Origin of the sequence: Amycolatopsis heterodermiae (genome assembly GCF_034929455.1) — a bacterium.
In the GTDB taxonomy this organism is placed as follows: Bacteria; Actinomycetota; Actinomycetes; order Mycobacteriales; family Pseudonocardiaceae; genus Amycolatopsis; species Amycolatopsis heterodermiae.
Genome location: NZ_JAYFSI010000003.1, coordinates 222,508 through 247,391 on the forward strand (window position 1 = coordinate 222,508; position 24,884 = coordinate 247,391).

The 24,884-nt window shown below is 71.7% G+C and carries 21 protein-coding genes and 2 pseudogenes; 11 read left to right on the forward strand and 12 right to left on the reverse strand.

The annotated features are described in order from the left end of the window. Positions 1-38 precede the first annotated feature (38 nt). Positions 39-554: a GNAT family N-acetyltransferase gene (locus VA596_RS16950; protein ID WP_323328174.1), complete on the forward strand. Its 516-nt coding sequence runs from the start codon at positions 39-41 to the stop codon at positions 552-554. A gap of 559 nt (positions 555-1,113) precedes the next feature. Then, positions 1,114-2,076 carry a tyrosine-type recombinase/integrase gene (locus VA596_RS16955; protein ID WP_323328175.1) on the forward strand — a complete coding sequence of 321 codons (963 nt, stop codon included), beginning with the start codon at positions 1,114-1,116 and terminating at the stop codon, positions 2,074-2,076. 28 nt (positions 2,077-2,104) lie between these two features. On the opposite strand, the gene VA596_RS16960 is transcribed toward VA596_RS16955, so the two are convergent. After that, on the reverse strand, positions 2,105-2,491 hold the full coding sequence (locus VA596_RS16960) for a hypothetical protein (protein ID WP_323328177.1): 387 nt from the start codon (positions 2,489-2,491) through the stop codon (positions 2,105-2,107). Positions 2,492-2,558: 67 nt separating this feature from the next. Between VA596_RS16960 and VA596_RS16965 the strand changes: the two genes are divergently transcribed. Next, a complete protein-coding gene (locus tag VA596_RS16965) occupies positions 2,559-3,341 on the forward strand; it encodes a glycerophosphodiester phosphodiesterase (protein WP_323328178.1) in 783 nt (260 codons plus the stop codon). Positions 3,342-3,354: 13 nt separating this feature from the next. Here the strand turns inward: VA596_RS16965 and VA596_RS16970 are convergent, their stop codons facing one another. Then, complete coding sequence (locus VA596_RS16970; protein WP_323328180.1) at positions 3,355-4,026, reverse strand: transglycosylase family protein; 672 nt, start codon at positions 4,024-4,026, stop codon at positions 3,355-3,357. 244 nt (positions 4,027-4,270) lie between these two features. On the opposite strand from VA596_RS16970, the gene VA596_RS16975 reads away from it, so the two are divergent. From VA596_RS16975 to VA596_RS16985, 3 genes are all read left to right on the forward strand, one after another. Continuing rightward, positions 4,271-5,671: an MFS transporter gene (locus VA596_RS16975; RefSeq protein WP_323328182.1), complete on the forward strand. Its 1,401-nt coding sequence runs from the start codon at positions 4,271-4,273 to the stop codon at positions 5,669-5,671. A 22-nt stretch (positions 5,672-5,693) separates the two neighbouring features. After that, positions 5,694-6,458, forward strand: a complete 765-nt coding sequence (locus VA596_RS16980; RefSeq protein ID WP_323328184.1) for a thymidine kinase — start codon at positions 5,694-5,696, stop codon at positions 6,456-6,458. 226 nt (positions 6,459-6,684) lie between these two features. After that, the gene (locus tag VA596_RS16985) at positions 6,685-7,032 is read left to right on the forward strand and encodes an RNA polymerase-binding protein RbpA (protein ID WP_003081521.1); all 348 of its coding nucleotides are present in this window, start codon (positions 6,685-6,687) and stop codon (positions 7,030-7,032) included. Between the two features lie 357 nt (positions 7,033-7,389). On the opposite strand, the gene VA596_RS16990 is transcribed toward VA596_RS16985, so the two are convergent. Beyond that, a complete protein-coding gene (locus VA596_RS16990; protein ID WP_323328194.1) occupies positions 7,390-8,058 on the reverse strand; it encodes an NUDIX domain-containing protein in 669 nt (222 codons plus the stop codon). 48 nt (positions 8,059-8,106) lie between these two features. Here VA596_RS16990 and VA596_RS16995 point away from each other — a divergent pair, with 48 nt between their 5' ends. Both VA596_RS16995 and VA596_RS17000 read left to right on the forward strand, forming a co-directional pair. Then, on the forward strand, positions 8,107-8,874 hold the full coding sequence (locus VA596_RS16995; RefSeq protein ID WP_323328196.1) for a DeoR/GlpR family DNA-binding transcription regulator: 768 nt from the start codon (positions 8,107-8,109) through the stop codon (positions 8,872-8,874). After that, the gene (locus VA596_RS17000; RefSeq protein ID WP_323328198.1) at positions 8,871-9,620 is read left to right on the forward strand and encodes a class I SAM-dependent methyltransferase; all 750 of its coding nucleotides are present in this window, start codon (positions 8,871-8,873) and stop codon (positions 9,618-9,620) included. The genes VA596_RS16995 and VA596_RS17000 overlap by 4 nt, the downstream gene beginning before the upstream one ends. On the opposite strand, the gene VA596_RS17005 is transcribed toward VA596_RS17000, so the two are convergent. The 3 genes from VA596_RS17005 to VA596_RS17015 are packed head-to-tail and all read right to left on the reverse strand — an operon-like array spanning position 9,607 to position 13,645. Then, complete coding sequence (locus tag VA596_RS17005) at positions 9,607-10,374, reverse strand: polyprenol monophosphomannose synthase (RefSeq protein ID WP_323328200.1); 768 nt, start codon at positions 10,372-10,374, stop codon at positions 9,607-9,609. The genes VA596_RS17000 and VA596_RS17005 overlap by 14 nt on opposite strands. 26 nt (positions 10,375-10,400) lie before the next feature. Continuing rightward, a complete protein-coding gene (lnt, locus tag VA596_RS17010; RefSeq protein WP_323328201.1) occupies positions 10,401-12,029 on the reverse strand; it encodes an apolipoprotein N-acyltransferase in 1,629 nt (542 codons plus the stop codon). Positions 12,030-12,040: 11 nt separating this feature from the next. Further along, a complete protein-coding gene (locus VA596_RS17015; protein ID WP_323328202.1) occupies positions 12,041-13,645 on the reverse strand; it encodes an amidohydrolase in 1,605 nt (534 codons plus the stop codon). 132 nt (positions 13,646-13,777) lie between these two features. Between VA596_RS17015 and VA596_RS17020 the strand changes: the two genes are divergently transcribed. Next, positions 13,778-15,166, forward strand: coding sequence for a KamA family radical SAM protein (locus VA596_RS17020; protein ID WP_323328204.1), 1,389 nt, complete (start codon positions 13,778-13,780; stop codon positions 15,164-15,166). A 309-nt stretch (positions 15,167-15,475) separates the two neighbouring features. Here VA596_RS17020 and VA596_RS17025 read toward each other — a convergent pair whose 3' ends face one another. From VA596_RS17025 to VA596_RS17040, 4 genes and pseudogenes are all read right to left on the reverse strand, one after another. After that, positions 15,476-16,474, reverse strand: a complete 999-nt coding sequence (locus VA596_RS17025) for a hypothetical protein (protein WP_323328206.1) — start codon at positions 16,472-16,474, stop codon at positions 15,476-15,478. 124 nt (positions 16,475-16,598) lie between these two features. Beyond that, positions 16,599-16,735 (reverse strand): annotated as a pseudogene (locus VA596_RS17030) (TetR family transcriptional regulator); the annotation flags it as partial. A gap of 163 nt (positions 16,736-16,898) precedes the next feature. Further along, the gene (locus VA596_RS17035; RefSeq protein ID WP_323328208.1) at positions 16,899-17,513 is read right to left on the reverse strand and encodes a hypothetical protein; all 615 of its coding nucleotides are present in this window, start codon (positions 17,511-17,513) and stop codon (positions 16,899-16,901) included. A 7-nt stretch (positions 17,514-17,520) separates the two neighbouring features. Then, positions 17,521-21,189, reverse strand: coding sequence for an ALF repeat-containing protein (locus VA596_RS17040; RefSeq protein WP_323328210.1), 3,669 nt, complete (start codon positions 21,187-21,189; stop codon positions 17,521-17,523). A 279-nt stretch (positions 21,190-21,468) separates the two neighbouring features. Between VA596_RS17040 and VA596_RS17045 the strand changes: the two genes are divergently transcribed. Both VA596_RS17045 and VA596_RS17050 read left to right on the forward strand, forming a co-directional pair. After that, positions 21,469-21,990: a hypothetical protein gene (locus tag VA596_RS17045; RefSeq protein WP_323328212.1), complete on the forward strand. Its 522-nt coding sequence runs from the start codon at positions 21,469-21,471 to the stop codon at positions 21,988-21,990. A 259-nt stretch (positions 21,991-22,249) separates the two neighbouring features. Continuing rightward, positions 22,250-22,531: pseudogene (locus tag VA596_RS17050) on the forward strand (alpha-L-rhamnosidase C-terminal domain-containing protein); the annotation flags it as partial. An 11-nt stretch (positions 22,532-22,542) separates the two neighbouring features. On the opposite strand, the gene VA596_RS17055 reads toward VA596_RS17050, so the two are convergent. Next, on the reverse strand, positions 22,543-23,043 hold the full coding sequence (locus VA596_RS17055) for a carboxymuconolactone decarboxylase family protein (protein ID WP_323328214.1): 501 nt from the start codon (positions 23,041-23,043) through the stop codon (positions 22,543-22,545). 719 nt (positions 23,044-23,762) lie between these two features. Beyond that, positions 23,763-24,878: a GntG family PLP-dependent aldolase gene (locus VA596_RS17060; protein ID WP_323328216.1), complete on the reverse strand. Its 1,116-nt coding sequence runs from the start codon at positions 24,876-24,878 to the stop codon at positions 23,763-23,765. Between the last annotated feature and the right edge of the window lie 6 nt (positions 24,879-24,884).

The following is a 24,884-nucleotide window of genomic DNA, read 5'->3' on the forward strand; positions in this document are numbered from 1 at the left end:
TTGATACTATACGACTGTCTATGGCTACCATATGAGCCATGAAGATCCGAGACGCCACCGAAGACGACGCGGCCGCCTGCGCCGCCATCTACGCGCCGTACGTCACCGACACGGCCATATCCTTCGAAACCGAACCGCCGGACACCGACGAAATGGCCCGCCGCATCGCCGGCGCCCACGCCTGGTTCGTCCTCGAAGAAGACGGACAGATAGCGGGCTTCGCCTACGCGCACCCGTTCGCCGAGCGCGCTGCCTACCGGTGGTCGTGCACGACGAGCATCTACCTGGAAGCCGGCCGACGCCGTACGGGAGCCGGCCGCGCGTTGTACGAGACGTTGTTCGAGAGACTGCGGGAGCGCGGGCTCCGGCGAGCACTGGCCGGGATGACGTTGCCGAACGACGCGAGCGCCGGCCTCCACCGCGCACTGGGGTTCGAACCGGCGGGCGTCTACCGCAGGGTCGGGTGGAAGCACGGAGCCTGGCGAGACGTCGCCTGGGTCCAGAAGGACCTCTCGGACGACGAGGGAGCACCAGATCCCGATTACTTGACATAATGTACATTATCGGCACTAAGGCACACGCCGTGGAGATCACCCGAGAGGGGTGAAAGAGTCGGAGTGTGCGGGAGTTCTTCGTCAGGACGCCTTCTCCTGAGGGAACGCTCTGGGGCAGGCGCGTCGCCCGGGCGCATCGCGACACAGGCGTTCCCAGGGAGCCCGCCCAGGAGGCTGACGGAGGTCCGGAGAACATCCCCTGGAGCTGCGGATTCGATGTCCTGCCACCCGACCCTAAAACGTCACGGTGACGAAACTAGACAGTGCAATATGCTAGGCCGAACGCGAGTTGGCAGAGCTTCGACGCCTTCGCTGGGTGACCCTCGACCCCTGGCCCGCCTGGAGTCATCCTGGGCAGCCAGTCGAACATGTGTGCGTATACCCCGCTGTGCGTCGATTGGGCACCCTAAGGCCCAGAATGGCCCTCAGGCGAGATCCCGGATCCCCCGGGAGTGGATTCCCGGCGATTCCGACATTTCATGCATAATTGCCATTATGCATGAAACCGGACGGTACCCGGTGAACGGAATTGTCGGTGCCGTACGGTACAAGATCCACCATGAAGGTTTCCGAGGCCCAGCAAGCCTTCTTCGCCGCGCGCCGGCCGCGCAAGGACTCGCCGCACACCACTGACGCCTACCGGCGGGATCTGGCCGGGATCACCACTCTCCTGGTTTCGGAGCTCGGGCGTCCGGCCGAGGACCTGGAGGTGGCGGAGCTGACCGGGCAGGCGCTGCGGTCGGTGTTCGGGGTGTTCGCGGACGGGCACGCGAAGAGCTCGGTGCTGCGGGCCTGGTCGACGTGGAACCAGTTCCTGACGTTCTGCGTGGCGGACGGGCTGCTGGCGGGCAATCCGATGGGTGCGGTGGCGCGGCCGCGGACGCCGGCGTTGACGCCGAAGCCGTTGCGGGGTGAGGAGACCCCGGAGCAGCTGCTGTCGGCGGCGGCCGCGGGTTCGCGGAAGGCGCGGGACCCGTGGCCGGAGCGGGACGTGCTGGTGATCGCGCTGGGGCTGGTGGCGGGGTTGCGGGCGGCGGAGATGCGGGCGCTGACGCCGCGGTCGCTGGTGGGGCGCGCGGGTGAGCTGCGGTTGCACGTGAAGGGGAAGGGCAGCCGGGATCGGTCGATTCCGGTGCAGCAGGTGCTGGCGGAGCTGATCGAGCGGTACCGGGAGTCGTGCCGGGTGCGTTTCCCGAGTGTGCGCTTCTCCCCTGGTTCGCCGTTGCTGCTGGATCGGTCGGGTGAGCCGATCGGGCGGGGTGCGCTGGAGTACCTGGTGAAGTCGTGTTACCGGGGTGCGGGGTTGCACGACCGGGTGCCGGCGGGGGCGAACCTGCACGCGTTGCGGCACACGTTCGCGACGCGGCTGGCGGAGGACGGGGCGACGGCGTCGGAGATCATGGCGTTGCTGGGGCACGCGAGTCTGGCGACGAGCCAGAACTACATCGAGGCGACGGGCCGGGAGCAGCGGGCGGCGGCGGCGAGCAACCGGACGTACCGGGCGCTGGACGGGCTGGGGTGAGCGGGATCCTGTGCGACGTCGGTCACCGTCAGCGGAGTTGTTCGAGGTCCTTGGCGGCGCGGGCGATCTCGTCGGCGAGGCCGCGCAGCTCCCCCGGGTCGGCTCCGTCGTCGGCGGCGGTGACGATGTCTTCGGCGGCGCAGCGGAGCTGGAAGAGGCGGTCCTGGAGGGCGGCGATCTCGGTGTCGGAGAGGACGACGGCGTCTTCGGGGAGGCCGCTGCGCTGCAGGGCGGTGCGTCGTTCGTAGGCGCGCTGGCGGCAGGACTGGCCGCAGTAGCGGCGGCGGCGGCCGACGTTGCCGCCTTCGGGGAGGCGGCGGCCGCACCAGCCGCAGTGCTTGGGTGCGCCGCGGCGGGCCGGGACGAGGTCCTCGGCGGGCGGTGCTGGCTGGGCTAGTTCGGCGGCTTCCCTCACCCGGGAGACCCTAGCTGGCCACCGCTTGCTCATGCCGGGGCCATGCCGGGCGTGCACACTTGGGGGTATGGGCTCGTCTTTTCCGTATCTCGCCGATCCGCTCCCCCGTGCGTTCGCCCACCGTGGGTGGCACCTGGACGAGCTGGCCGGGCTGGAGAACTCGTTGCCGGCGTTCCAGCGGGCGTTCGCGGAGGGGTACCGGTACATCGAGACGGACGTGCACGCGACGTCGGACGGTGTGGTGGTGGTGCACCACGACACGCACCTGGACCGGACGACGGACGGGTCGGGGGCGATCGCGTCGCAGACGTGGGAGCAGCTTAAGGGCGTCAAGGTCGGGGGGAAGGCGGCGCTTTCGCGGCTGGAGGACGTCCTCGAGGAGCTGCCGCATGCGCGGTTCAACATCGATGTGAAGGCCGATCAGGCGGTGCGGCCGTTCGTCGAGGTGCTGCAGCGGACGGGGGCGCACGACCGGGTGGCGGCGGCGTCGTTCTCGGACGCGCGGCTGGCGCGGTTGCGGAAGCTGGCGGGGCCGAAGCTGGTGACGGCGGTCGGGCCGCGGTCGGTGCTGGCGCTGTGGGCGCGCGGGAAGCTGCCGGTGCTGCCGTTGCGGCGGCTGGTGGCGGGGGTGATGGCGCAGGTGCCGGTGCGCCAGGGTGCGCTGCGGGTGGTGGACAAGGCGTTCGTGTCGATCGCGGGGCGCTCGGGCATCGAGGTCCACACGTGGACGATCGACGACCCGGCGGAGATGCGGGCGCTGCTGGACCTCGGGGTGCACGGGATCGTGACGGACCGCCCGGACCTGCTGCGAGAGGTACTGATCGAGCGGGGCACCTGGCAGCAGGCCTGACCGGCCGGTTCGGTCAGCGGGGTGGTTTGCCGCTCCAGGCGGCTTCCCAGGTCTTGGGGCCGAGGAGGCCGCTGTCCTTGATGCCGTTGGCGCGCTGGAGGGCGAGGACGGCTTCCTTGGTCTTCTCGAGGTAGCAGCCGGTGCCGGTGAAGCCGTAGCCGAAGGCGTTCATGCGGAGCTGGAACGCCTTGAGCGGGGTGGCGCAGTCGCCGTAGGCGTAGACGACGCCGGGCCACGGGGGTTTGCCGCTCGGGGGTGGCGGGGTGGGTGCGGGGGCCGGTCCCCCGCCGCCGATGTAGGCGGATTCGGCGTAGGTGGGGACGCGCTTGCTGCGGGCGTCGACGTCGCCGGAGAGCTTGAGCATGCCGGCGCACTGCCAGGGCTGCCAGCCGCGCATCCGGTAGAGGTAGAGGGCGCGGTAGTCCTGTTCGTGGGGCGCGGCCTGGTCGGGGCGGCCCGCGCCGCCGACGCTGCGCCAGGTGGGGAGGTCGAACTGGTAGGCGCCGTAGTAGCCGTTGCCGGTGTTGGTGGCGTAGCGGCCGCTCGACTCGCACATGCGGAGCTTGGCCCAGGCCGTCGGCGCGGGGTCCGCGGAGGCGACGGCGGGGACGGTCAGCTGCAGACCCAAAGCGGCGAAGGCGAGGAGCAGGAGCCTCGCGACGGTACGTCTCCGGTTGTGGATCATGCGAGCACAGTAGGAGCGCGTCCCTCTGACCACAAGAGACACACTGCGCGCTCCAGTCTCACACGAAACACTGTTCACTCCGGCGAGCGACACGCCGTGAAGCGCGGACGCCGTTTGCCACGTAAGTGGCGGATGATCACGAAGCGACAAACCGGACACGGTTTCGGGAGTGCCGCCACCGGTTCCGCTACCTCCCCGTAGTCTCCGCGCTGACCTGGACGTTCTTGACCCTGAGGAGCCGTGGATGACGCTGGCCGGGACGCGCTCGACGAAGCGCGAGCGCTGGGGCTGGTATTTCTACGACTGGGCGAATTCGCCGTTCTATTCGTCGTCGACGACGGTGTTCGGGGCGCTCTCGATGAGCACCATCGCGGCGTCGGACGCGAAGTCGAACATCACCCTTAACGGGGACCGTGCGTGTGTCGACGCGTCGGGTGCGGCGGACACGCTGCACCACTGCGACGTGACGTTGTTCGGGCTGCACTTCCCGGCCGGCTCGGTGTGGGGCTACCTGCTGTCGGTGGCGACGGTCGTGCAGGTGCTGGTGCTGCCGATCGCCGGCGCGGTGGCCGACCGGAGCCGCAACAAGCGGCGGATCCTGGGCGGGTTCGCGTTCCTGGGTGCGGCCGCGGCGGCGGCGATGTTCTTCTTCGCCGGGTCGGACTGGCAGCTGGGCGTGGTGCTGTTCATCGTGGCGAACATCGGCTACGGCGGTTCGCTGGTCGTCTACTACTCGTTCCTGGTCGACATCGGCGGGCCGGACGAGCGGGACGACATCTCGGCGAAGGGCTGGGCGTTCGGGTACCTGGGCGGCGGGCTGGCGCTGGCGTTGCAGCTGGGGTTCTACCTCGGCCACGACGCGTTCGGCGTGTCGAAGGGCCTGGCTGTGCAGATCTGCTTCCTGACCTCGGGGCTGTGGTGGGCGCTGTTCACCGTCCCGGCGGTGCGGGCTCTCCCCCGCAACCACACGCCGGTGGACGTCGCGCCGGGGAAGTCGGTGTTGCGGGCGGGGTTCGGCGAGCTGCGGCAGACGATCGTCGCAGCGAAGGCGTACCCGTTGACGCTGGCCTTCCTGGGCAGCTACCTGGTCTTCACCGACGGCATCAACACGGTGGTGACGGTGTCGGCGCAGTACGGCAAGGACGAGCTGAAGTTCGGCGACGAGATCCTGATCGTCACGATCCTGGTGATCCAGTTCGTGGCGTACCTGGGCGGGACGCTGCACGGGCTGGTGGCGCGCCGGATCGGGGCGAAGCGGACGATCCTGGGCAGCCTGGTGCTGTGGATCGTGGTGCTGGCCGGGGCGTACTTCGTCCAGCCGAAGCAGATCGTGCAGTTCCTGGCGGTGGCCGTCGGGATCGGGCTGGTGCTGGGCGGGACGAACGCGCTGTCGCGGTCGCTGTTCAGCCAGATGATCCCGGTGGGCAAGGACGCGCAGTACTACTCGCTCTACGTCGTGGGTGAGCGCGGGACGTCGTGGCTGGGGCCATTGTTGTTCGCCGGGGTCGGGCAGGCGACGGGGTCGTTCCGGCTGGCGATCGTGGCACTGGTGATCTTCTTCGTGGCGGGCCTGGTGCTGGTCCGGCTGGTGCCGGTGCGCCGGGCGATCGAGGCGGCGGGCAACCGTCCGCCCGCGGTGCTGTAGCTCCCCGATAGGGTCGGCGGTCGTGACCTTGCTGAACGACCGGGCCGCCGGCCCCGATCCCACGGACGCGCTCTCATCGGTCCCCGCGGCCGGTTCGCGCCGCGGCACGCCGCCGGTGGGCAAGCTGAAGTTCTGCTACGGGCCGATGGACTGCGGGAAGTCGACGCTGGCGCTGCAGATCGACCACAACCACGCGCGCCAGGGCAGACGGGGGCTGGTGCTGGTGCGCCACGACCGCTCGGGCGCGCCGCAGATCTCCAGCCGGATCGGGCTGAGCCGGCAGGCGGTGGAGGTCGGCGAGGAGACCGACGTCCGGGACCTGGTGCGCCAGGAGTGGTCGCGCGGGCAGCACGTGGACTACGTGGTGGTGGACGAGGCGCAGTTCCTCTCCCCCGGGCAGGTCGACCAGCTGGCCGAACTGGCCGACGAGGTCGAGATCGACGTCTACTGCTTCGGGATCGCGACGGACTTCCGCAGCAGGCTCTTCCCCGGAGCCGCTCGTCTGTTCGAACTGGCGGACGAGCTGCAGCCGGTTCAGGTGGAGGTGCTGTGCTGGTGCGGGCTGCCCGGGCGGTTCAACGCACGGGTGCTCGACGGCGAGGTTGTACGGGAAGGCGATACGGTGGTCGTCGCAGATACCGAACAATCCGTAGTTGAAACTTCAGCTTCAGCACGTTTTGAGGCCGAATCTGCTACTTTGCGTTATCAGGTATTGTGTCGCCGCCACTTTCGAGCGGGTGACCTGGGACCCGTAACGGCTCATCACGGTCAGTTACGGTTGACCTGAGCGAGGCGCGAGTAGCCCATCCGGGGGATATCAGCACTAAGAAGGCCGTATTGACGTCACGCCGGAGCGCGAAATGCCTCCTACTAGAGGAAGCTGATCCCGGCGGGTGACGCAGCTCATCGTGAGCAACGACATGGTGAACCGGGAATCCCCGGAGCCCCTGAGTCGTTGCATAGGGTGAGCACCACCCTGGCTCCACCCCGGAGCTGACTGAAAGGACCCCATCATGGCCGACCGTGTTCTTCGTGGAAGCCGGCTGGGAGCGGTCAGCTACGAGACCGACCGCAACCACGACCTCGCCCCGCGACGCACCGTGCGCTACGCCTGCCCCAAGAACCACGAGTTCGAGGTGCCGTTCTCCGACGACGCCGAGATCCCGACGGTGTGGGAATGCCGGCTGCACGGCAGCGAGTCCGAGATCGTCGATGGCGGGCAGCCCGAGCAGAAGAAGGTCAAGCCGCCGCGGACCCACTGGGACATGCTGCTTGAGCGGCGCACCATTCCCGAGCTCGAGGACCTGCTGAACGAACGTCTCGCCGAGCTGAAGGGCCGCCGGACCTCCCGGTCCGCGTGACCCCTTCGGGACTCGGCTCGTAGCCAAGCTCCCACCACAACGGAAAGGCCCCCGCGACCTCCCCCCGCGGGGGCCTTTCGCATACCCGCACGACGCGCGCCGGGCTCTCGCCGGCGCCATTCCCCAGCTGCGCGGGTGGACCCCGCCATCAGCCGCATGGCTCGCCGGAAGCCGTGAGGGTGCCCCTCATGGCGGGCTCGGCTGGAGCTGCTCCCGAGCGTGCGCGCCGCCGGATCGGCGACAGCTCACCCGCGGTGCGATGAGGGCACCTTCACGGCACCGCGGCGCCACACCTCAGCCGCGCGTGAGGCAGCGACCACCTGTGTGCCCGGACGACCGCGGCCGCCGATGAGCCGGTTATCGGCTGAACGGGCCCTCCAGAGCCGCCCACTGCAGCAGCATGATCGTCTTGGCGTCGGCGATCTCCCCCGTGCCCACCATGGCCAGGGCCTCCTTGAACGGCAGCTCGACCACCTCGATGTCCTCCCCCTCCTCCGCGAGCCCGCCGCCCGCGCCGCGTTCGGACGGGCGGTAGGGCGCGGCGTAGCAGTGGAGGCGCTCGGTGACCGAGCCCGGGCTCGTGAAGACGTCGAACACGTGCTCTAGCTCGCCGATGCGGACGCCGGTCTCCTCCTCGGCCTCGCGGCGGATGGCGGTCTCCGGGTCCTGGTCGTCCAGGAGCCCGGCCGCGGCTTCCAGCAGCATCCCGTCGGGGTGGTCGTTGACGTAGACCGGGTAGCGGAACTGCCGGGTCAGCAGCACCGTGGCGCCCTCGAGGTCGTAGAGCAGCACGGTGGCGCCGTTGCCGCGGTCGTAGGTCTCGCGCTGCTCGGTCGTCCGCCGCCCGTCGCCGTGCTCGTAGTCGAACGTCGTGCGGCGCAGCACGTGCCACCCGGCCGCCAGCAGTTCGACGCCGGTGACGCGCACCCGCGGGTTCCGGTCCAGGTCGCGGCCGGCCCGGTCGAGGCCGGTGCGGCCGCGGTGGTCCGGGACGTCGATGCCGGGAACGCTTGTCGAAGTCGTCATGCCGCGACCATAATGTGCACGACTCGGCAGAAACAAGGAGGACCGTGCATGCTGGTCGGCGAACGACGGGAACTGCTGCTCGGCCGCCTGGCTGCTGAGGGCAAGGTGCTGGCGAAGGACGTCGCGGCCGAGCTGGGCGTCTCCGAGGACAGCATCCGCCGTGACCTGCGGGACCTCGCCGCGGCCGGGCTCTGCCAGCGGGTCTACGGCGGGGCGCTGCCCGTCTCCCCCGCCGTCGCCGACTACGCGAGCCGGACCTCGATCGCGGTCGGCGGCAAGGACCGGGTGGCCGCCCTGGCCGCGGGGCTGGTCCGGCCCGGGTCGACCGTCATCCTCGACGGCGGGACCACAACCCTCGCCGTCACGAAGGCCCTGCCCCGCGACCTGGAGGCGACCGTCGTGACCCACAGCCCGACCGTCGCCGCCGCGCTGCTGGACCACCACGGGATCGACGTGTTCCTCCTGGGCGGGCGCCTGTTCCGGCACTCCGCGGTCACCTGCGGCGCCGCCGCGGCCGAGGCCGCCCAGGCGATCAGCGCCGACGTCTTCCTGCTCGGCGTCACCGGCGTCCACCCCGAAGCCGGCCTGACCACCGGCGACGCCGACGAGGCCGCCATGAAACGCACCCTGGCCCGCCGCGCGGCCGACACCTACGTGCTGGCGAGCGCGGAGAAGATCGGCGCGGCCTCCCGCTTCACGGTGTTGCCCTTCGCCGCGGTCGCCGGAATCGTCACCGATGCCGACGAGAACGACCCGATCGTGCAGAAACTTGCAGACCAGGGGGTCGACCTGCGAACCGGCCGAGGAGGGGCATGAGCGAGCACCGGGTCAGGTTCGCGGCGTTGTTCGACGCCGAGGTCCGCCCGCACAACGAGCGCTTCCGGGTCGCCGCGGCGATCACGCGGGGCGAGGACGTCCTGGACGTCGGCTGCGGCACCGGGGAGTCCACCCGGGAGGCCGCGCAGGCGTCGGGGACCGGGCACGTCCTGGGCGTAGACGTCTCGGCGGCGGCCATCACCCGGGCCCGCGAGCTGGGCGGCGCGGCGTTCGAGGTCGCCGACGCCCAGACCCACCCGTTCCCGGTACACGGGTTCGACGTCGTGCTCAGCCGGTTCGGGGCGATGTTCTTCGCCGACCCGCCGGCCGCCTTCGCCAGCCTCGCCCGCGCGCTGCGGCCCGGTGGGCGCCTGGTGCTGCTCGTCTGGCAGGAGCGGGCCCGCAACGAGTGGTACGCCGTCCTGCACGACGCGGTGGCGCCCGGCACGGCACCGCCGCCCGCCGGAGCGCACTTCTCCCTCGGCGACCCGGGGACGACACGCGCCCTGCTCGAAACCGCGGGCTTCACCGGCGTCACGTTCACCGACGTCGACGAGCCCGTCTGCTACGGACCCGACAGCGCGACCGCCACCGAGTTCGCCCTCGGGCTCAAGGACGTGCAGGAACTGCGCGGGACTGAAGGCGCCGCAGAACGGCTGCGCGCGGCGTTCGCCGCGCACGAGACCGACGACGGTGTTCTTCTGGGCTCCCGGGCGTGGATCGTGACGGCGGTCAGCCGCGGTTGAACAGCCGCTTCAGCTGCTGGGTGCGGCGCCGCACGCCCCACGACGCCACGCGCAGGAACGCCTCGCGGATGATCGAGCCGTCCATCTTCGACACACCGATCTCGCGCTCGGTGAACGTGATCGGCACCTCGACGATCTCGAACCCGGCCTCGGTCGTGCGCAGCGTCAGGTCGATCTGGAAGCAGTAGCCGTGCGAGTTGACCTCGTCGAGCGCCAGCTTCTCCAGCACCGGACGGCGGTAGGCGCGGAACCCGGCGGTGATGTCCCGGGTCCGGATGCCCAGCGCCACCTGCGAGTAGAAGTTCGCCCCGCGGGAGAGGATCTGCCGCTTCACCGGCCAGTTGACGATGCTGCCGCCCGGGACGTACCGCGAGCCGATGGCCAGGTCGGCATCGCCGGCCGCGTCCAGCAGCCGGGGCAGGTCCTCGGGCGCGTGCGAGCCGTCGGCGTCCATCTCGACGATCGTGCCGTACTCCCGCGCCAGGCCCCAGCGGAACCCCGCGATGTAGGCAGCGCCGAGGCCGGCCTTCTCGGTCCGGTGCATGACGTGGACGCGCTCGTTCGCGGCGGCGCGCTCGTCGGCGAGCTCACCGGTCCCGTCCGGGCTGCCGTCGTCCACGACCAGCACGTCCACTTCGGGAAGTACCTTGTGCAGGCGGTCCAGGATCGGCCCGAGGTTCTCCCGCTCGTTGTACGTCGGGATCACCACCAGCACCGGCTCGATTCCCCGGGCCCCCCGCGGCGCCTGCGACATCCGTGCTCCTCCGATATCCCCGGCGGTCAGTCCGCCGTGTCCCCTGCCGTGCCGGCGCTGGTGCGCCGGGTGCGAAAACGGAGTACGAGCCCGCCGGCGACCCCGGCGATCGCCAGTGCCAGCAACCCGTACTCCGTCCACGCACCGAGTCGATCCGACAGCGTAGTCTGCGTGCGCAACGGCACGCGCCCGACCAGGGAATCGGCGGTGAAAAGGCCGGTTGAGCTGGTGATCGTCCCGTCGGGGGCCACCACGGCGCTCACACCCGAGACGGCGGACACCACGACCGGGCGGCTGTGCTCGACCGCGCGCAGCCGTGACATGGCCAGCTGCTGCACGCTCATCTCGCTCTCGCCGTACCAGGCGTTGTTGGTCGGCACCACGAGCACCTCGGCCCCGTCGCGCACGGCGTCGCGGGCCGGGTAGTCGAACGCCGCCTCGTAGCAGACGAACACGCCGACCTTGGTGCCCGCGGCGGTCAGCGTCTGGTTCGCACCGTCGCCGGGGACCATGTCGACGGTCTCCTGGTCGACGAACGGCGTGACGAGCGCCGCGAGCTTGCGGGCGGGCACGTACTCGCCGAAGGGCACGAGCTGCTGCTTGGCGTAGCGCTGGCCCGGGCCGGTGCGCGGGTCCCAGACGATGACCGAGTTCTGGATGTGCCGGTCCGGCAGCACGTAGAGCGCGCCGATGAGTGCGGGCACGCCGAAGCTCGCGACGAGCTGGTCGACCTGCGGGTCCGGCCCTTGGACGGTGGTGGCGCTCTCCGGCCACAGGACCAGGTCCGGCTTCGGGACCTTGCCGGCGTGGATCGCGTCCAGCAGCCGTTCGCTCTCGGCGAGGGTGTTGCGGCGCAGCAGGTCCCGCTCACCCTGCAGGGCGAGCCCGATGTTCGGCGCGTTGCCCTGAACGGTGGCGATCGTGCGCTCGCCGTCCTGCGCCGCGGTCCCGATGGTCGGCCACAGCGCCAGGCCCGCGATCACGGGCAGCACCGTGCCGAGGGCGGCCAGGACGGTCCGCCGGGCGCGCAGCGCGGGCCTGAGCGCTTCGCGGGCGTCCCAGAGCCGTCCGGCGAGCGCGGCGAGGCAGAAGCCGCTCAGCACGACGGCGAGACCGACCAGCGGCGCGCCGCCGATCGAGGCGAGCGGCAGGAACGCGCCTTCGGGCTGGCTGAACGCGACGCGGCCCCACGGGAAGCCCCCGAAGGGGAACCACGCGCGGGGGGTCTCCATCGCGATGAAGATCAGCGCGCCCCACAGCGGCGCGAGCGGCAGCCGGGACACCCAGGTGATCAGGCCGCCCGCCAGGCCGTAGTAGAGCGCCAGCGCGAACGACAGGCCGAGCCAGGGCCACGGGCCGAAGTCCGGGCCGAGGAAGTCCAGCAGCCAGGTCAGCAGCGGCAGGAAGAACACGAAGCCGAACGCGAAGCCGTAGCCGAACGCGCCCCGGAAGCTGCGGCCGCGCAGCACGAGCGCGAACCCGGCGAACGCCAGCGGCGCGAGCCACCACAGCGGGCGGGGCGCGAAGCTCAGGTAATAGGCGAACCCGGACACCAGCGCCGCGGCCAGCCGCAGCAGCCACATCCGGGGGAAGCGCCTGGTACGGGCGGGTTTGTGCGAAGCGCCCGGTTCGGGGTCCGCCACGGTGACTGCCACAGGTGCTGACTCTAGGTGCCCGGCGTGAAGTCGTCGTAGACGACCTCACCCGCGCGCACCGTGCGCAGGCAGCGCGGCAGCGGCGCACCGGGCTCCAGGCGCGGCAGCGGCGGCACGCCGGCCCGCGGATCGGTGGACCAGCGCTGCACCCGGGTGTCGGGGGTGGCGACGACGAGGTCCGTCGCGTCCCAGATCGCGTAGTGCGCCGGCGCGCCCGGGGCCAGGCTGCCGGTGACACCGTCGTTGACGCCGGCGGCGCGGTGCCCGGCCCGGGTGTGGGCGGTGAACGCGGCCCGCGGCGACAGGCCCGCGCCCGGCGTCCGGTGGTAGGCGGCCGCGCGGACGCTCGCCCACGGGTCGAGCGGCGTCACGGGGGCGTCGGAGCCGAAGGCGAGCATGACGCCTTCGGCGGCCAGCGCGGAGAACGGGTTGAGGCCGGCCGCGCGGTCCGCGCCGAGCCGTTCGGCGTACATGCCGTCCGCGCCACCCCAGGCGGCGTCGAACAGCGGCTGCATCGAGGCGACGACCCCCCAGCCGGCCAGGATCTTGGCCTGCTCGGCGGTGACCATCTCCAGGTGCTCCAGCCGGTGGTGGCGGGCGGTCAGGGCGCGCTGCCCGACTTCCTTCTCGGCCAGGCGGAAGCCTTCGATCACCTCGGCGGTGGCGGCGTCGCCGATGACGTGGAAGCCGGCCTGCAGCCCGGCCTCGGTGCACGCGGCGAGGTGCTCGGCGATGCGGTGGGCGTCGAGGTAGAGCGTGCCGGAGCTGGGGTGGTCGGCGTACGGCGTGGTCAGCGCGGCGGTGTGGGAGCCGAGGGCGCCGTCGACGAAGAGGTCGCCGGCCAGGCCGCGGGCGCCGAGTTCGCGGGCGGTCTCGACGGCGCCGAGCTCGCCCCAGTAGCCGACGACCTCGGGGTGGCCCGGTCCGGCGAGGTCCAGGAGGGCGGCGAGGTCGTCGCGGCCGGAGATGTCGGGGCCGGCGCACTCGTGGACGCTGACGATGCCCTGCTTCGCGGCCTCGGCGAGGAACGCCCGCTGAGCGCGTTCACGCTGCTCGGGCGTGACGGCGGCGCGCACGGCCGCGCGGACGGCGTGGTGGGCGGCGCGGGTCAGCGGGCCGTCGGGCGACCAGCCGTCGGCGCCCCGGGCGGCCGGGGCCAGCTCGACCAGCGCGGTGGAGACGAGCGCGGAGTGGACGTCGACCCGGCTCAGGTAGACCGGGGCACCGCCGGCGGCGTCGTCGAGCTCGGCGCGGCTGGGCAGCCGCGGGTCGGTCCAGGCGGTCTCGTCCCAGCCGTGGGCGAGCAGGACCTGCCCGGGGACGACGGCGGCGCGGACGCGGCTCAGGAGGTCGGCGCGGTCGCGGGCGGCGGTGAGGTCGAGGCCGGTCAGGTGCAGGCCGGTGGCGGTGGCGTGGACGTGCGCGTCGACGAAGGCGGGGGCCACGAAGGCGCCGCCGAGGTCGACGATCTCGGCGCCGGGGTGCAGCGCGCGGGCCGGGGCGTCCTGCCCGGCCCAGACGACGGTGCCGCCGGTGATCGCGAGGGCCGTGGCGTCCGGGCCGGCGGGGGTGTAGATGCGCCCGCCGAGCAGGAGCGTGGTGTGTTCGTCCGTCACGCCCCTGAGTCTGCTCCGCCCCTCGACCCCCTCGTCCACCTGGGGGAAGGTCATCCGGCAAGCAGGAAGATTTACAGCATGAGAACGTTATGACAGGATATTTTGACGCCAAACCGACGACTGGGAGTACAAGTGACTGCGATCCAGGAACCTGTGACGCCTGCCGCCGCGATCGACCAGCCCTACGAGTACGCCCGCGCCGAGCTGGTGGAACCCGACTGGCGCCGCTTCCCCGGCTGGCACGACGTGACCGACGCCGAGTGGCGTGACGCCCAGTGGCAGCGGGTCCACTGCATCCGCAACGCCAAGCAGCTGCGCGCCCTGATGGGCGACCTGCTGGAGGAGCGCTTCTACGACGACCTGCTCGCCGACCAGCGCGAGCTGGCGACCATGTCGATGCTGCTGCCGCCGCAGATGATCAACACGATGGCGCCGACCGCCGGCACCGACCCGGCGAAGGTCACCGAGGCGTTCTACGCCGACCCGATCCGCCGTTACATGCTCCCGGTCAAGAGCGACCGCGACACGACGTGGCCGAGCCACCCCCACTCGGAACGCGACTCGCTGCACGAAGCGGAGATGTGGGTCGTGGAGGGCCTGACCCACCGCTACCCGACCAAGGTGCTGGCCGAGATGATCTCGACCTGCCCGCAGTACTGCGGCCACTGCACCCGGATGGACCTGGTCGGCAACTCCACCGAGCAGGTCGAGAAGCACAAGCTCTCGCTCAAGCCGGTCGACCGCCAGGACGCGATGATCGCGTACCTCAAGAAGACCCCGGGCGTGCGCGACGTGGTCGTCTCCGGCGGCGACGTCGCCAACGTGCCGTGGCCGCAGCTCGAGTCGTTCCTGATGCGCCTGATGGACATCGAGACGGTCCGCGACATCCGCCTGGCGACCAAGGCACTGGCCGCGCTGCCGCAGCACTGGCTGCAGCCGAAGGTGGTCGAAGGCCTGGAGCGCGTCGCCGTCACCGCTCAGCGCCGCGGCGTCAACCTGGCGATCCACACCCACGTCAACCACGCCCAGTCGGTGACCCCACTGGTCGCGGAGGCAGCCCAGACAGCGCTGAACGTCGGCGTCCGCGACGTCCGCAACCAGGGCGTCCTGATGCGCGGCGTCAACGCGACGCCGGCCCAGCTACTGGACCTGTGCTTCGCCCTCCAGGGCGAGGCGAACATCCTGCCGTACTACTTCTACATGTGCGACATGATCCCGAACGCCGAGCACTGGCGGGTGTCGGTGCACGAGGCGCAGGAGCTGCAGCACGCGATCATGGGCTACCTGCCTGGTTACGCGACGCCGCGGATCGTCTGCGACGTGCCGTATGTGGGGAAGCGGTGGGTGCACCAGCTGGCCGATTACGACCGCGAGCTGGGGATCTCGTACTGGACGAAGAACTACCGGACGGGCATCGAGCTGGACGACCCGGAGGCGTTGCAGCGGCGTTACCCGTACTACGACCCGATCTCCAGCCTGCCCGAAGCCGGCCAGAGCTGGTGGGCGAACCGGTCGAGCTGACGCCGGCGCGTCACTGTTCGAGGGCGTGCCGAAGGGGGTCGCGCGGCCCCCTTCGGCCCATTCGCATGTTTGGGCTGGTCAGGGCAGCAGATCAGTCAGACCGTCAGGAGTTCGAGTGCCTTTCGGCGACTGACACATCGGCCGTGCGTCGAAGAAAATTGTCCTGAATATCGAATGTGGTCGACCAGCGCGATCACGTAGAGCAGTTTCGCCACATGGCTCGGCAGCCTCCTCGATGTGACCCTGGATGCCTGGAGCTTCGCGAACCGGCCGCGGGCCGCGCTGTCCGGCCGCGTGATGCAAGCGACGTCAGCAGCCGCGGTGGTAGGCCACCGCCCGGGGTTGCGTCGTGCCCGGCAACCTGATGGTCGCGGCCAGCGTCCCGTCGTCGGTGAGGCCCGCGGGCTGCGGTGCCGCGTTGACGTCGGCGTCGCCGGCCAGGTCGGCGATCGGTTCGCCGTCCTCCCAGATGCGGAGTTCGTAGTTTTCGGGGTCGAAGGTGTGGGCCACACCTGCCATCGTCGTGCCGGCGTCTAGGAACAGTGCGTCGGCCGCCTCGGTGGTCGTGTGCACGACGTTCCCGTCCAGGTCCGCTTCGATGGCGACCATCGTCAGCTCGGGCGTGACGACCGAAGCGGCGATGCGGCCGCCGTGGAAGGCCTCGAGGTAGACCGCGCCGCCGGGGTACAGCGGGGGCAGTTGCCGGTAACCGCCGTCGGCGGCGCGGACGAACACCTCGCCCGAGCGCTCGCCGACGTCGGTGTAGAGCAGGACGCGGCCCTGCTCGTCGACGTCGACCGGGTAGGTGTCGTAGAGGTGCTGGGGGTCCGGGTTCAGGACCTCGGCCGTGCCCGGCCGCGCGGCGGCCCACAGCACCGGGTGGACGTCGTCGCCGAGATTGCCGTAGGCGACACCGATGACGTCCCCGGCGTCGTTGATGTGCGTGGCCTTGGCCGACCGGAACCCTTGCGGCATGGGCAGGTTCACGTATTGGCCACCGCGGTACACGACGGGTTTCGCGGCCCACCAATCACCGGTTCCCCCGTCCCCCACGACGTCTCCGGAGGAGTTGATGTCGCGCACTTCGGTCAGGCGGAACGACGAATCGACCTGACCGCCGTGCCACCGCACCTGCGCATACGCGTTGGGGCCGCGCACCGCTCCGACGAACCAGCCGCCTTCGGCCGCCGCGTAGACCTCGCTGCTGGTGTAGGGCGCCGGCAGCGCCAGCGGTGTCATCGCCCAAGTGCAGCCCGCCGCCACCGCGGGTTGTGCGCCGGGCACGAGGGCGGCGCCGAGCGCCGCCACGAGTAGAAGAGTGCGCTTGAGCATGGTTCCCCCAGGAGTCGGCCGTCTCCCCCGCCACGCCCGGCGGCCCCGGGAGGTTTGGCCACCGGCCGAGTCCCCACCCGAACGGCTCAACGAGCCGGCGTCACAGGTCCGGGGCACCCACGAACAACGTGGCGACGGCGGCGCGGTGCTCCAGGCTGTCTGCCGGTGCAGTCGGCGCCCGGCCTCGACCACCACGCCGAACCCGGCGTGCACCAGCACCCGCGCCTGGCGGCCGTCTCGGACGTTGGGCTGGTCAAGTCCGGCGAGTACCGGTTGGGACAGATCACGAAACGGCCCTGAAGCAGCCCAGGATTCCCCTGTGGACCGGCGGTGATCGTTCCCGACGGGCCTCCGCAACCGGCACGGCGGCGCGGACAGTGACCCAGGTGCAATCGCCCGGTCACCGCGCCAGAGCGAGGATTCCGTCCGTGTCGCAGGCGACGAAGTCGCCGAACGGGACCGGGGCCCGCAGCTCCGGATGCCTGCGTGCGACCTCGGGCCGCAGCACCAGCAGTTCCGGTGTCACGGTCACCGGTGTGGGGCCGCCGGTCACGATGTCGTCGAGGTCCGTGTCGAGGGACGGCCCCCAGCGGTCGACGACCAGGCCGGCCGCGGCCGGGCCGGTCGTCCGGAACTCGGCCAGCAGGCGGCGGATCACCTTGTCCTGCCCCGTCCGCGCGATCGGACCGCCGAGGCCGTCAAGGCCGTACTCCTCGACCACCACGTCGTCGCCGGTCCGGCTCAGCGTGCAGATGACGTCGCTGTCCTCGTCGTCGGTCAGCCAGTACTGGAAGGTGAACTGCTTCTCCCCCAGCCCGGCCATGGCGGCGAGCAGGTCGTCCCGCGTCAGCTCGACCTGCTCGCCGATGGTCTCCGGATCCTCGCTGAGCGCGGTGATCCGGCCGGTGCCGGGATGGCCCAGCACCATGCCGGTCGCCGCCAGTGAGCCCACCCGCCGCTGCGCCTGCTCCGGGGACCAGTCCCGCCGGTACAGCCGCACGAATCCGTCTGACATTTCCTGCCTACTTCGGGAAGAAGACCACGTTGGCGTCGCCGAGCCACTTCTTGGCGATGTCGATCGCCTCCTGCGGCGTGCCGGCCTCAAAGTACGCCTTGGCCGTGACGCCGGCCTGGTCGGCGCCCCACTTGAGGATCTTCATCTGGGATCCCAGTTTGGTGGTGTTCAGTGCCTTGCCGGGGCCGCCGACCGCGATGTACTCGCCGTTCGGCCCGAACACGTCCACCCCGGTCTTGCCGACGCCCGGCTGCACGATTTCGAAGTCCTGGCCGTTGTTGGTGAGCTCCTTGGTGCGCCGGCCGCCGACGATGTCGGCGACCTTCGCCTCCCGCGCGTTGCCGACCGCGTTGCCGGAGTTCTCGGAGAGGTTCTTGATGTCGTCGGCCATGCCCTCCATGCCCTGCTGGGCCATGGCCAGGCCGCCGATCATCTCCGTGACGCCGGCGTAGATCGCGGGGCCCGAGGTGAACACGCACGCGATGGCGCCGACGAGCGCGCCGCCGATGCCGCCGGGCACCGCGCCGATGCCGGCGAAGAACGCGCCGCCACCGGCACCGACCGCCGCTCCCGCACCGACCTCCTCGGCGCACGCCGCGATCGCGCCGCCGGAGACCGAGGCGCCGCCGAGCGCGGCGCCGATGCCCGCCGCGGTCTCGGCCAAGTGCTCGATGAGCGCGAGCAACTCGCCCGCGTGGTCGCGCACGTAGTCGAGCGTGGCGCCGGCCATGGTGTCGATCATCGCCAGCAGCTGGTCGGCGGCGTCCTTGAGGGCCTGCAGCTCCGGGTGGTCCTGGATGGCCTGCGCGACCGCGTCCCGGACCTGCTGGACGGTGCTGCGCATGTCCAGGACCTGCTGTTTGGCGTTTTCCTCGGCCTGCTTGGTGTTGACCGCGTTGTACGCCTCGGCGGCCGCCTTGCTGGCCTCGGCCACGTCCTTGCCCGCCGCGTCGGCGTCGGCCTGCGCCCGGGCGGCCGCAGCACGGGCCTCGGCGGCGTACTGGTTGGCCAGCGCGGCCGACTGCGACGCCTGGGCGGCCGACCGCTGTGCGGCCTGTGCGGCCGCCTGCGCGTTCGACGCGGCCCACCGGGCGGTCTCGGCCGACTGCGCCGCGCGTGAAGCGGCCTTGTCGGCCTCGTCCGCGGAAGCCCGGGCATCGTCGGCATGATGCCCCGCCTCCGTCGCGGAATCCCGCGCGGCCTGGGCCGCCGCGGCGGCGTCGGCGGCCGAGCCGGCCGCGTTGGCCGCGTATTCGGCGGCGAGGGCCGCCTGCTGGTGCGCCAGGGCCGCGGATTCCCGCGCGTTGGCGACGTAGCCGTTGATCTGGGCGACGTGCTGCGCGGCGTCGGCGTCCCGCCACGCGGCGCTGTACTGCCCGGACTGGAGGAACTCGCGCACGTAGGTCCACGGTCCGGACAGCGCGGCGTTGGCCGCGGCCTTCACCTCCGGGCCACCCTTGTCCAAGACCTTCTGGACGGCGATCCGGTCGTCGTTCTTGGCCGCGGTGAACTGCCCGGTCTTCAGGAACGCGGCGACGTCGCCGGGGGTGCCCGACAGCGCGGCGTTGGCCGCGTCCCGGGTGGCCGGGCCGCCGACCGTGGAGATGCGTTGCGCCTCGACCCGGTCGTTGGTGATCTTGCCCTGGTAGTCGCGCGTGGTCAGGAACTGCTTGACCTGGTCGTGGCTGCCCGCGGCCGCCGCACCGGCGGCCGCGCGCTGGGCCGGCACCAGCGAGGCGCCACCCACGATGCCGAGGCTGAGCCGGTCGTCCTGCTCCACGGCCGCGGACAGTCCATTCTGGACGAACGCGGTCAGCTCGGCGTCCGTGCCGGCGAGGGCGGCACCGGCCGCGGCGAACAGCTTCGGTCCGCCGGTGTGCATCAGCTCGGCGGCCAGCTTCCGGCCGTCGGTGATCGCCGTCGCCGGCGGGGTCGCCGGGTCCTTGGCCGCCGCCAGCAGGTCCGCCGCCTGTTGACTCAACTGCTCCGGCCGGTCGGCGGTCCAGTGCGGGGCCACCGTCGCGGAGTCCTCGGCCTGCTTGGCGTCCTGCGCGTCGCGCATCGTCTGGGACTGCTGCTCGGCCAGCCGCTCCGCGTCGGCGCGACGGGCCAGGTCGGCGGTGTTCCCGGTCTGGTCGGCGGCCGCCTGAGCGGCGTCGGCGGCGGTCTTCGCCTCGGTCGCGGCGTCCTTGGCCCGCTGCGCGGCACCGGCCGCCTCGCCGGCGTGCAGGGCCGCGTCGTCGGCCGCCACGGCGGCGGCGTTGGCGTGCGCGGCGGCGTCCAGCACGGCCTGCCGCGCTTGGCCGGCCCAGGCGGCGGCGTCGTTGGCCAGCGACAGCGCGGCGTTGGCCGCTCGGCTCGCCTCGTTGGCGTTGCGCTGGGCCCGGGCGGCGGCGTTGCGCGCCTCGGCGGCGCTGGCCCCGGCCTGCTGGGCGTAGCCGCCGGCTTCCGACGACGCCGCGGCGGCCGCGGTGGCATCGCTGGCGGCCGCGGCGGCTGCCTGCACGGTCAAGGTCACGGCGTGCACGGCGTCGATGGCGTGGGTCAGCGCGTCGGCAGCGCTCAGCGCGCCGTTGGCGGCGTCCCGGGCGTCCTTCGCCGCCTGCGTCGCCTTGTCCGCCTGGCCTCGATCCGTGGCCGCGGCGGCCGCTGCGTTGCGTGCGTTCGAGGCGGCCCGGCCGGCCATGGACGCGGCCCAAGCGGCCTGGCTGGCCGCCGCGGCGGCTTCGCGAGCCGCGTTGTTGGCCGCGTTGGCCGCGTTGATCGCCGTCTGCGCGGCCCGCGCCGCGCGGTTGGCGGCGTCGGCCGCCCGTGCGGCGGCCTGCGCCGCCTGCTCGGCCGACCCCTGCGCCTTGCGCGTCTCTTCGGCGGCGGTCTGCGCGTCGGCCTTCGCGGCGGCGGCCGCAGTGGCCGCCTGATCGGCGGCGTCCTTCGCGGCCTGCGTCTGTTGCGCCGCGCGGGCCTCCGAGCTCTGCGCGAGGTCGGCGAGCTGGGCGACCGTCGCGGTCTCCTGATCACGCTGTAACGCGACCAGGTAGCCGCTCTGGAGGAACCACCGCACGTCGTCCGGAGTGGACGACAACGCCCAGTTGCCGACCTTCTTGACCTCGATCCCGCCGGTGTTGATCAGGCGCTGGACGCTGATCCGATCGTCCAGGTTCTGGGACCGCTGGTAGGTGCTGCCGAGGAAGGCCAGCTGGTCGTCGGGCGTGCCGTTGAGGGCGGTGTTGGCCGCGTTCTTCACGGTCGGACCGGTGGCGGCCGACTGGAGCCGCGAGACCTGCACACGCAGGTCGGTCTGCCACGGCTGCTGCCACCCGTTCGCCAGGAACGCGCGCACATCGGCGATGCCGCCGCTGAGCGCGGTGTTGGCCGCGCGCTGCGTCGCCGGCCCGCCGGTGGAAATCATCTGCTGCACCGCGACGCGGTCGGAAACCTCCTGCATCCGGCTCAACCCGGTGGCCAAGAAGGCGTGCACGTCGTCGTCCGTGCCGCACAGCGCGGCCTCGGCCGCGCGGGAGATGACGGGGCTCCCGTCACGCATCAGCGTCAGCACCTGCTGGCGCTCCGTCTGCTGCGGTGTGTCCGCCGCCGCCGTCGGTGCCGCCACGATGCCGACGACGAGCGCGAACACCGTCGTCGTCGTCAATGCGGCCCGTAGGTGTCTGATCCCCATGTGCCCCGTTGCCCCTCGTCAGATCGCAGGGGGTTGACGGCAGCAGCCGCCGGCTGCCGCATACGCGGTCCCCCCTGAGTCAGCCGACAGGTACCTTAGAACCGGATCCGTCCGGGGGGAAAGCCGCCAACCAAGTACGTTTTCACACGTTGACCAGTAGGCGGAGCGGGCGATACGGTCCGTCTGTCTTCGCATGGGGGGCCATGTCGGGTCGAGGACGCAGCATTCTGTCCGGCGACGCGTGCCCAGCCCCGTCAACGACAAGGAGTGCTACCCGACATGCGCATCCGCACAACGCTGATCGCCGCGGGCGCCGTCGCCGGCGTCGCCGTGATCTCCGGTACGGCGACCGCGATCACCAGCGCCGCGACCGCCGTACCCGCCTCGGACGGCGACCCGCCCAGCATCGTCGAGGACTACAGCTACCCCGGTGCGGCCAAGATCCTCCACGACCGCGGCATCACGTTGGTCAGCGGTGACGGCCACATCATGCTGGTCGACTGCGCGGGCCACACCGGCGTGATCGAGGTGTACTCGGACAACAGCCCGGGCGACCACGGCACCGACCCCGGCCACTACTGTTTCCAGGTGAGCGGCCCGACCGGCGACCTCAAGCTCCAGATCCCGTACGCGTTCCAAGCCAAGGGGGACGACCAGGACGCGCACAACGTGCACGCGACCGTCACCATCAAGGGCGCGCCGAGCACGGTCGACGTGGACACGCACGGCTGGACCGGTTTCGGCGAGGGCGCGGGTCAGGACCCGGCGACCCTGGTCGAGCTCAAGGTCACCGGTTCCTGACCGGACCACCCGGCCGGCTCGGCCGGATCTTCCTTTGTGGACAGTGGACGGCGTGATCACTGTCCACAAAGGTCTGAACGCGCCCCGCAGCTCTCGCCCGGCGGAACCCGGCAAGGGTCGCCTACGGCGCCGCGAGCTACAACGCGAACACACGGCCTCAAGTAGGCCGGGTGTCCACTCACCGTCGGCGCGACAGCGGTTCGACATCACTTGCCCGAGGAGGTAGCCCGACTCACGTCGGCTCCACCTCGGCTACCAGCGTTTTTCCGTGCACCCGGAGCCCGGCGGCGGCCTCACCCAAGCGACCGCGAGCCTGCGCACGCGGTACGGCACCATCGGCAGCGGCTGGCGGCTCGAGGGCCGCGACCTCGTGCTGGAGGTGACCGTGCCGCCGGGCACGACCGCGACGATCGACGTCCCGGCCGTGTCGGCGGACCGGGTGAGTGGCGGCCGGGGAGCGCGGTTCGGGCAGTTCGCCAACGGCTACGCGACGTACACGGCGACCGGCGGGCACTACACGTTCGTGGCGTCCCAGAGGTGAGGTGTGCCGGGTCAGTCCCGCCACTGCTCCGCGGGTGAGACGCCGGGAAGCGGCTTGCCGATGAGGGCGAGGGGGATGAAGAACCCGACCTGGCCGAGCGCGATGGCGAGGGTGGTGATCGCCTTCTCGTCGTAGTGCTCGGACAACCGCGCGTACAGCTCGTCGGGGACGCGCTCGCCGTGCGGGCTGGCGGTGAAGACGGCTTCCCCGACCGCCAGCGCGACCCGTTCGGCGTCGGTGAAGTGCGGCGCGTCCCACCAGGACGCGACGGCGTTGATGCGCGCCTCGGGCTCCCCGGCCTTGCGGAGGTTCGCGGTGTGGAAGGCGGTCAGGTAGGTGTTGCCGACGATCTGCCCGGCCCGCAGCTGCACCAGGCTGATGGTGGTCTGCGGGATCGCGCCGTTGCCGGTCGCCGCGAACAGCGCCGCGCCGATCTTCCCCAGCTCGGGCACGAGCTTGGCGGGGTTCGCCAGGCGCGACTGGAGGGTTTCGTCGTTGGTGGAGGTCTTCACGGTGGCTCCCCTTCCGGATCTTGGTCTTGCCACCGCTATGACGCGCCCCGCGCGACGGTTGTGACCGGACGGGAGCGCGGATCGTCCGAGCGGACTAATTGCCTGGTGGGAGGCATAAAAGGTGATTGACCGCCGGAGCGGCTGGGTACTTCTGCGACACAGCGAAACCCCACCGGCCGCGGCGCTCTCGCCGGACTGCCGCACGCCTCGCCCACCCGGAGAAGATCATGAACGACTCAGGAGCTTGGCACGACAAGTTGCAACGTCAGCAGGAAGCCATCCAGCGCAAGCGCCGGGAAGCCGCCACGACCGGCACACCCGCCCGGTGACCGGCAGTCTCCTTCAGAGCCGCGCCGCGAGGCCCGCCTTCCCTTGTCCGCCAAGGGGTTCAGGCGGGCCTCGGTCGTTTCGGGGCGAGTGACGCCGCGGGGCGAGCGCTTGTGGGTCGTTCAGCAGGACCGGGTCGCGATGGTCCGCTCGCGGAGCTTCGGCCAGTCGCTCGCTGGCCGCGGTCGCGCGGTAACCGCCGCCGCGGCCGGGTCGTGAACCGGGAAGCCGCTCGGTCAGGAACCGGTGGCCGCGGAGGTCGAGCGCCGGTCTCTCCTCGGTGGGCGGCCCGGATCACCGCCGTCGCCCGGTGGTCGAGCAGCACCACCGCCGACTCCAGCCCGTCCGATGCCGATGGCCCGCGGGGCCCGGCGGACCCCGCGGGCGGAGCCTCACCGCAGGCCGGCGGACGGGCCGAGCAGTTCGCCGAACACCGTCACGGCGCGGTCGATCGCGTCGTCGTCCACTCCGGCGTGGGTGACCGCGCGGATGCGGTCGGTGCCCAGCTCCTCCACCTTGATGCCGCGGCGGCGGGCCGCCTCGATCAGGGTGCGGGTGGTGTAGCGGTCGTCGCGGACCTTGAAGAAGACCATGTTCGTCAGCGGCGGGCCCGGGTCCAGGCGGACGCCCGGCACCCGGGACAGTCCCCGCGCGAGCCGGGCCGCGCGGGCGTGGTCGTCGGCCAGGCGCTCGGTCATCTCGGTCAGCGCGACGATGCCGCAGGCCGCGATCATCCCGGCCTGGCGCATGCCGCCGCCGAGCATCTTGCGCATCCGGCGGGCCGCCGCGATCGTCACCCGGTCGCCGACCAGCACCGAGCCGATCGGCGCGCACAGGCCCTTCGACAGGCAGATCTGCACGGTGTCCGCGTGCTTGGCGATCTCCGCCGCGCTGACGCCCAGCGCCACCGCGGCGTTGAACAGCCGCGCGCCGTCGAGGTGCAGGGCGACGCCGTGCGAGCGGATCAGCCGCGAGACCTCGCTCAGGTAGTCCAGCTGCAGCGGCAGCCCGCCGCAGCGGTTCTGCGGCGTCTCCAGGCTCAGCACCGCCGGCGGCGCGATCTGCGGGTCGGTGCGGTCCACCGCGCACGCCTCGGCGATCGCGGCCGGGTCGATGGTGCCGTCGGCGAGGTTGGGCAGCGGGTCGTAGACGATGCCGCCGCACAGGGACGCGCCGCCCGCTTCGTAGACGTACACGTCGGACTCGTGGCCGACGATCGCCTTGCCGCCGCGCGGGCAGTGGGCGAGCAACGCGGTGAGGTTGGCCATCGTGCCGCTCGGCATCAGGCAGCCGGCCTGCTTGCCGAGCAGCTCGGCCGCAAGCTGCTCGAGGCGGTCCACGGTCGGGTCCTCGCCGTAGACGTCGTCGCCGAGCGGGGCGCGCGCGGCGGCTTCGAGCATGGCCGGGGTGGGCAGGGTGAAGGTGTCGCTGCGGAGTTCGACGTGCGTGTCCTGGACGGGCCCGGTCTCCGGGCGCAGGGTCGCGAGGTCGTCGGCGAAGGTGGTCATGACTGG

What these genes read in the sequence shown, in the direction of transcription:
- VA596_RS16950 (WP_323328174.1), top strand. Translation starts at nt 39, where the DNA reads ATGAAGATCCGAGACGCCACCGAAGACGACGCGGCCGCCTGCGCCGCC.
- VA596_RS16955 (WP_323328175.1), top strand. Translation starts at nt 1,114, where the DNA reads ATGAAGGTTTCCGAGGCCCAGCAAGCCTTCTTCGCCGCGCGCCGGCCG.
- VA596_RS16965 (WP_323328178.1), top strand. Translation starts at nt 2,559, where the DNA reads ATGGGCTCGTCTTTTCCGTATCTCGCCGATCCGCTCCCCCGTGCGTTC.
- VA596_RS16970 (WP_323328180.1), bottom strand. Translation starts at nt 4,026, where the DNA reads ATGATCCACAACCGGAGACGTACCGTCGCGAGGCTCCTGCTCCTCGCC.
- VA596_RS16975 (WP_323328182.1), top strand. Translation starts at nt 4,271, where the DNA reads ATGACGCTGGCCGGGACGCGCTCGACGAAGCGCGAGCGCTGGGGCTGG.
- VA596_RS16985 (WP_003081521.1), top strand. Translation starts at nt 6,685, where the DNA reads ATGGCCGACCGTGTTCTTCGTGGAAGCCGGCTGGGAGCGGTCAGCTAC.
- VA596_RS16990 (WP_323328194.1), bottom strand. Translation starts at nt 8,058, where the DNA reads ATGACGACTTCGACAAGCGTTCCCGGCATCGACGTCCCGGACCACCGC.
- VA596_RS16995 (WP_323328196.1), top strand. Translation starts at nt 8,107, where the DNA reads ATGCTGGTCGGCGAACGACGGGAACTGCTGCTCGGCCGCCTGGCTGCT.
- VA596_RS17000 (WP_323328198.1), top strand. Translation starts at nt 8,871, where the DNA reads ATGAGCGAGCACCGGGTCAGGTTCGCGGCGTTGTTCGACGCCGAGGTC.
- VA596_RS17005 (WP_323328200.1), bottom strand. Translation starts at nt 10,374, where the DNA reads ATGTCGCAGGCGCCGCGGGGGGCCCGGGGAATCGAGCCGGTGCTGGTG.
- VA596_RS17035 (WP_323328208.1), bottom strand. Translation starts at nt 17,513, where the DNA reads ATGTCAGACGGATTCGTGCGGCTGTACCGGCGGGACTGGTCCCCGGAG.
- VA596_RS17040 (WP_323328210.1), bottom strand. Translation starts at nt 21,189, where the DNA reads ATGGGGATCAGACACCTACGGGCCGCATTGACGACGACGACGGTGTTC.
- VA596_RS17045 (WP_323328212.1), top strand. Translation starts at nt 21,469, where the DNA reads ATGCGCATCCGCACAACGCTGATCGCCGCGGGCGCCGTCGCCGGCGTC.
- VA596_RS17060 (WP_323328216.1), bottom strand. Translation starts at nt 24,878, where the DNA reads ATGACCACCTTCGCCGACGACCTCGCGACCCTGCGCCCGGAGACCGGG.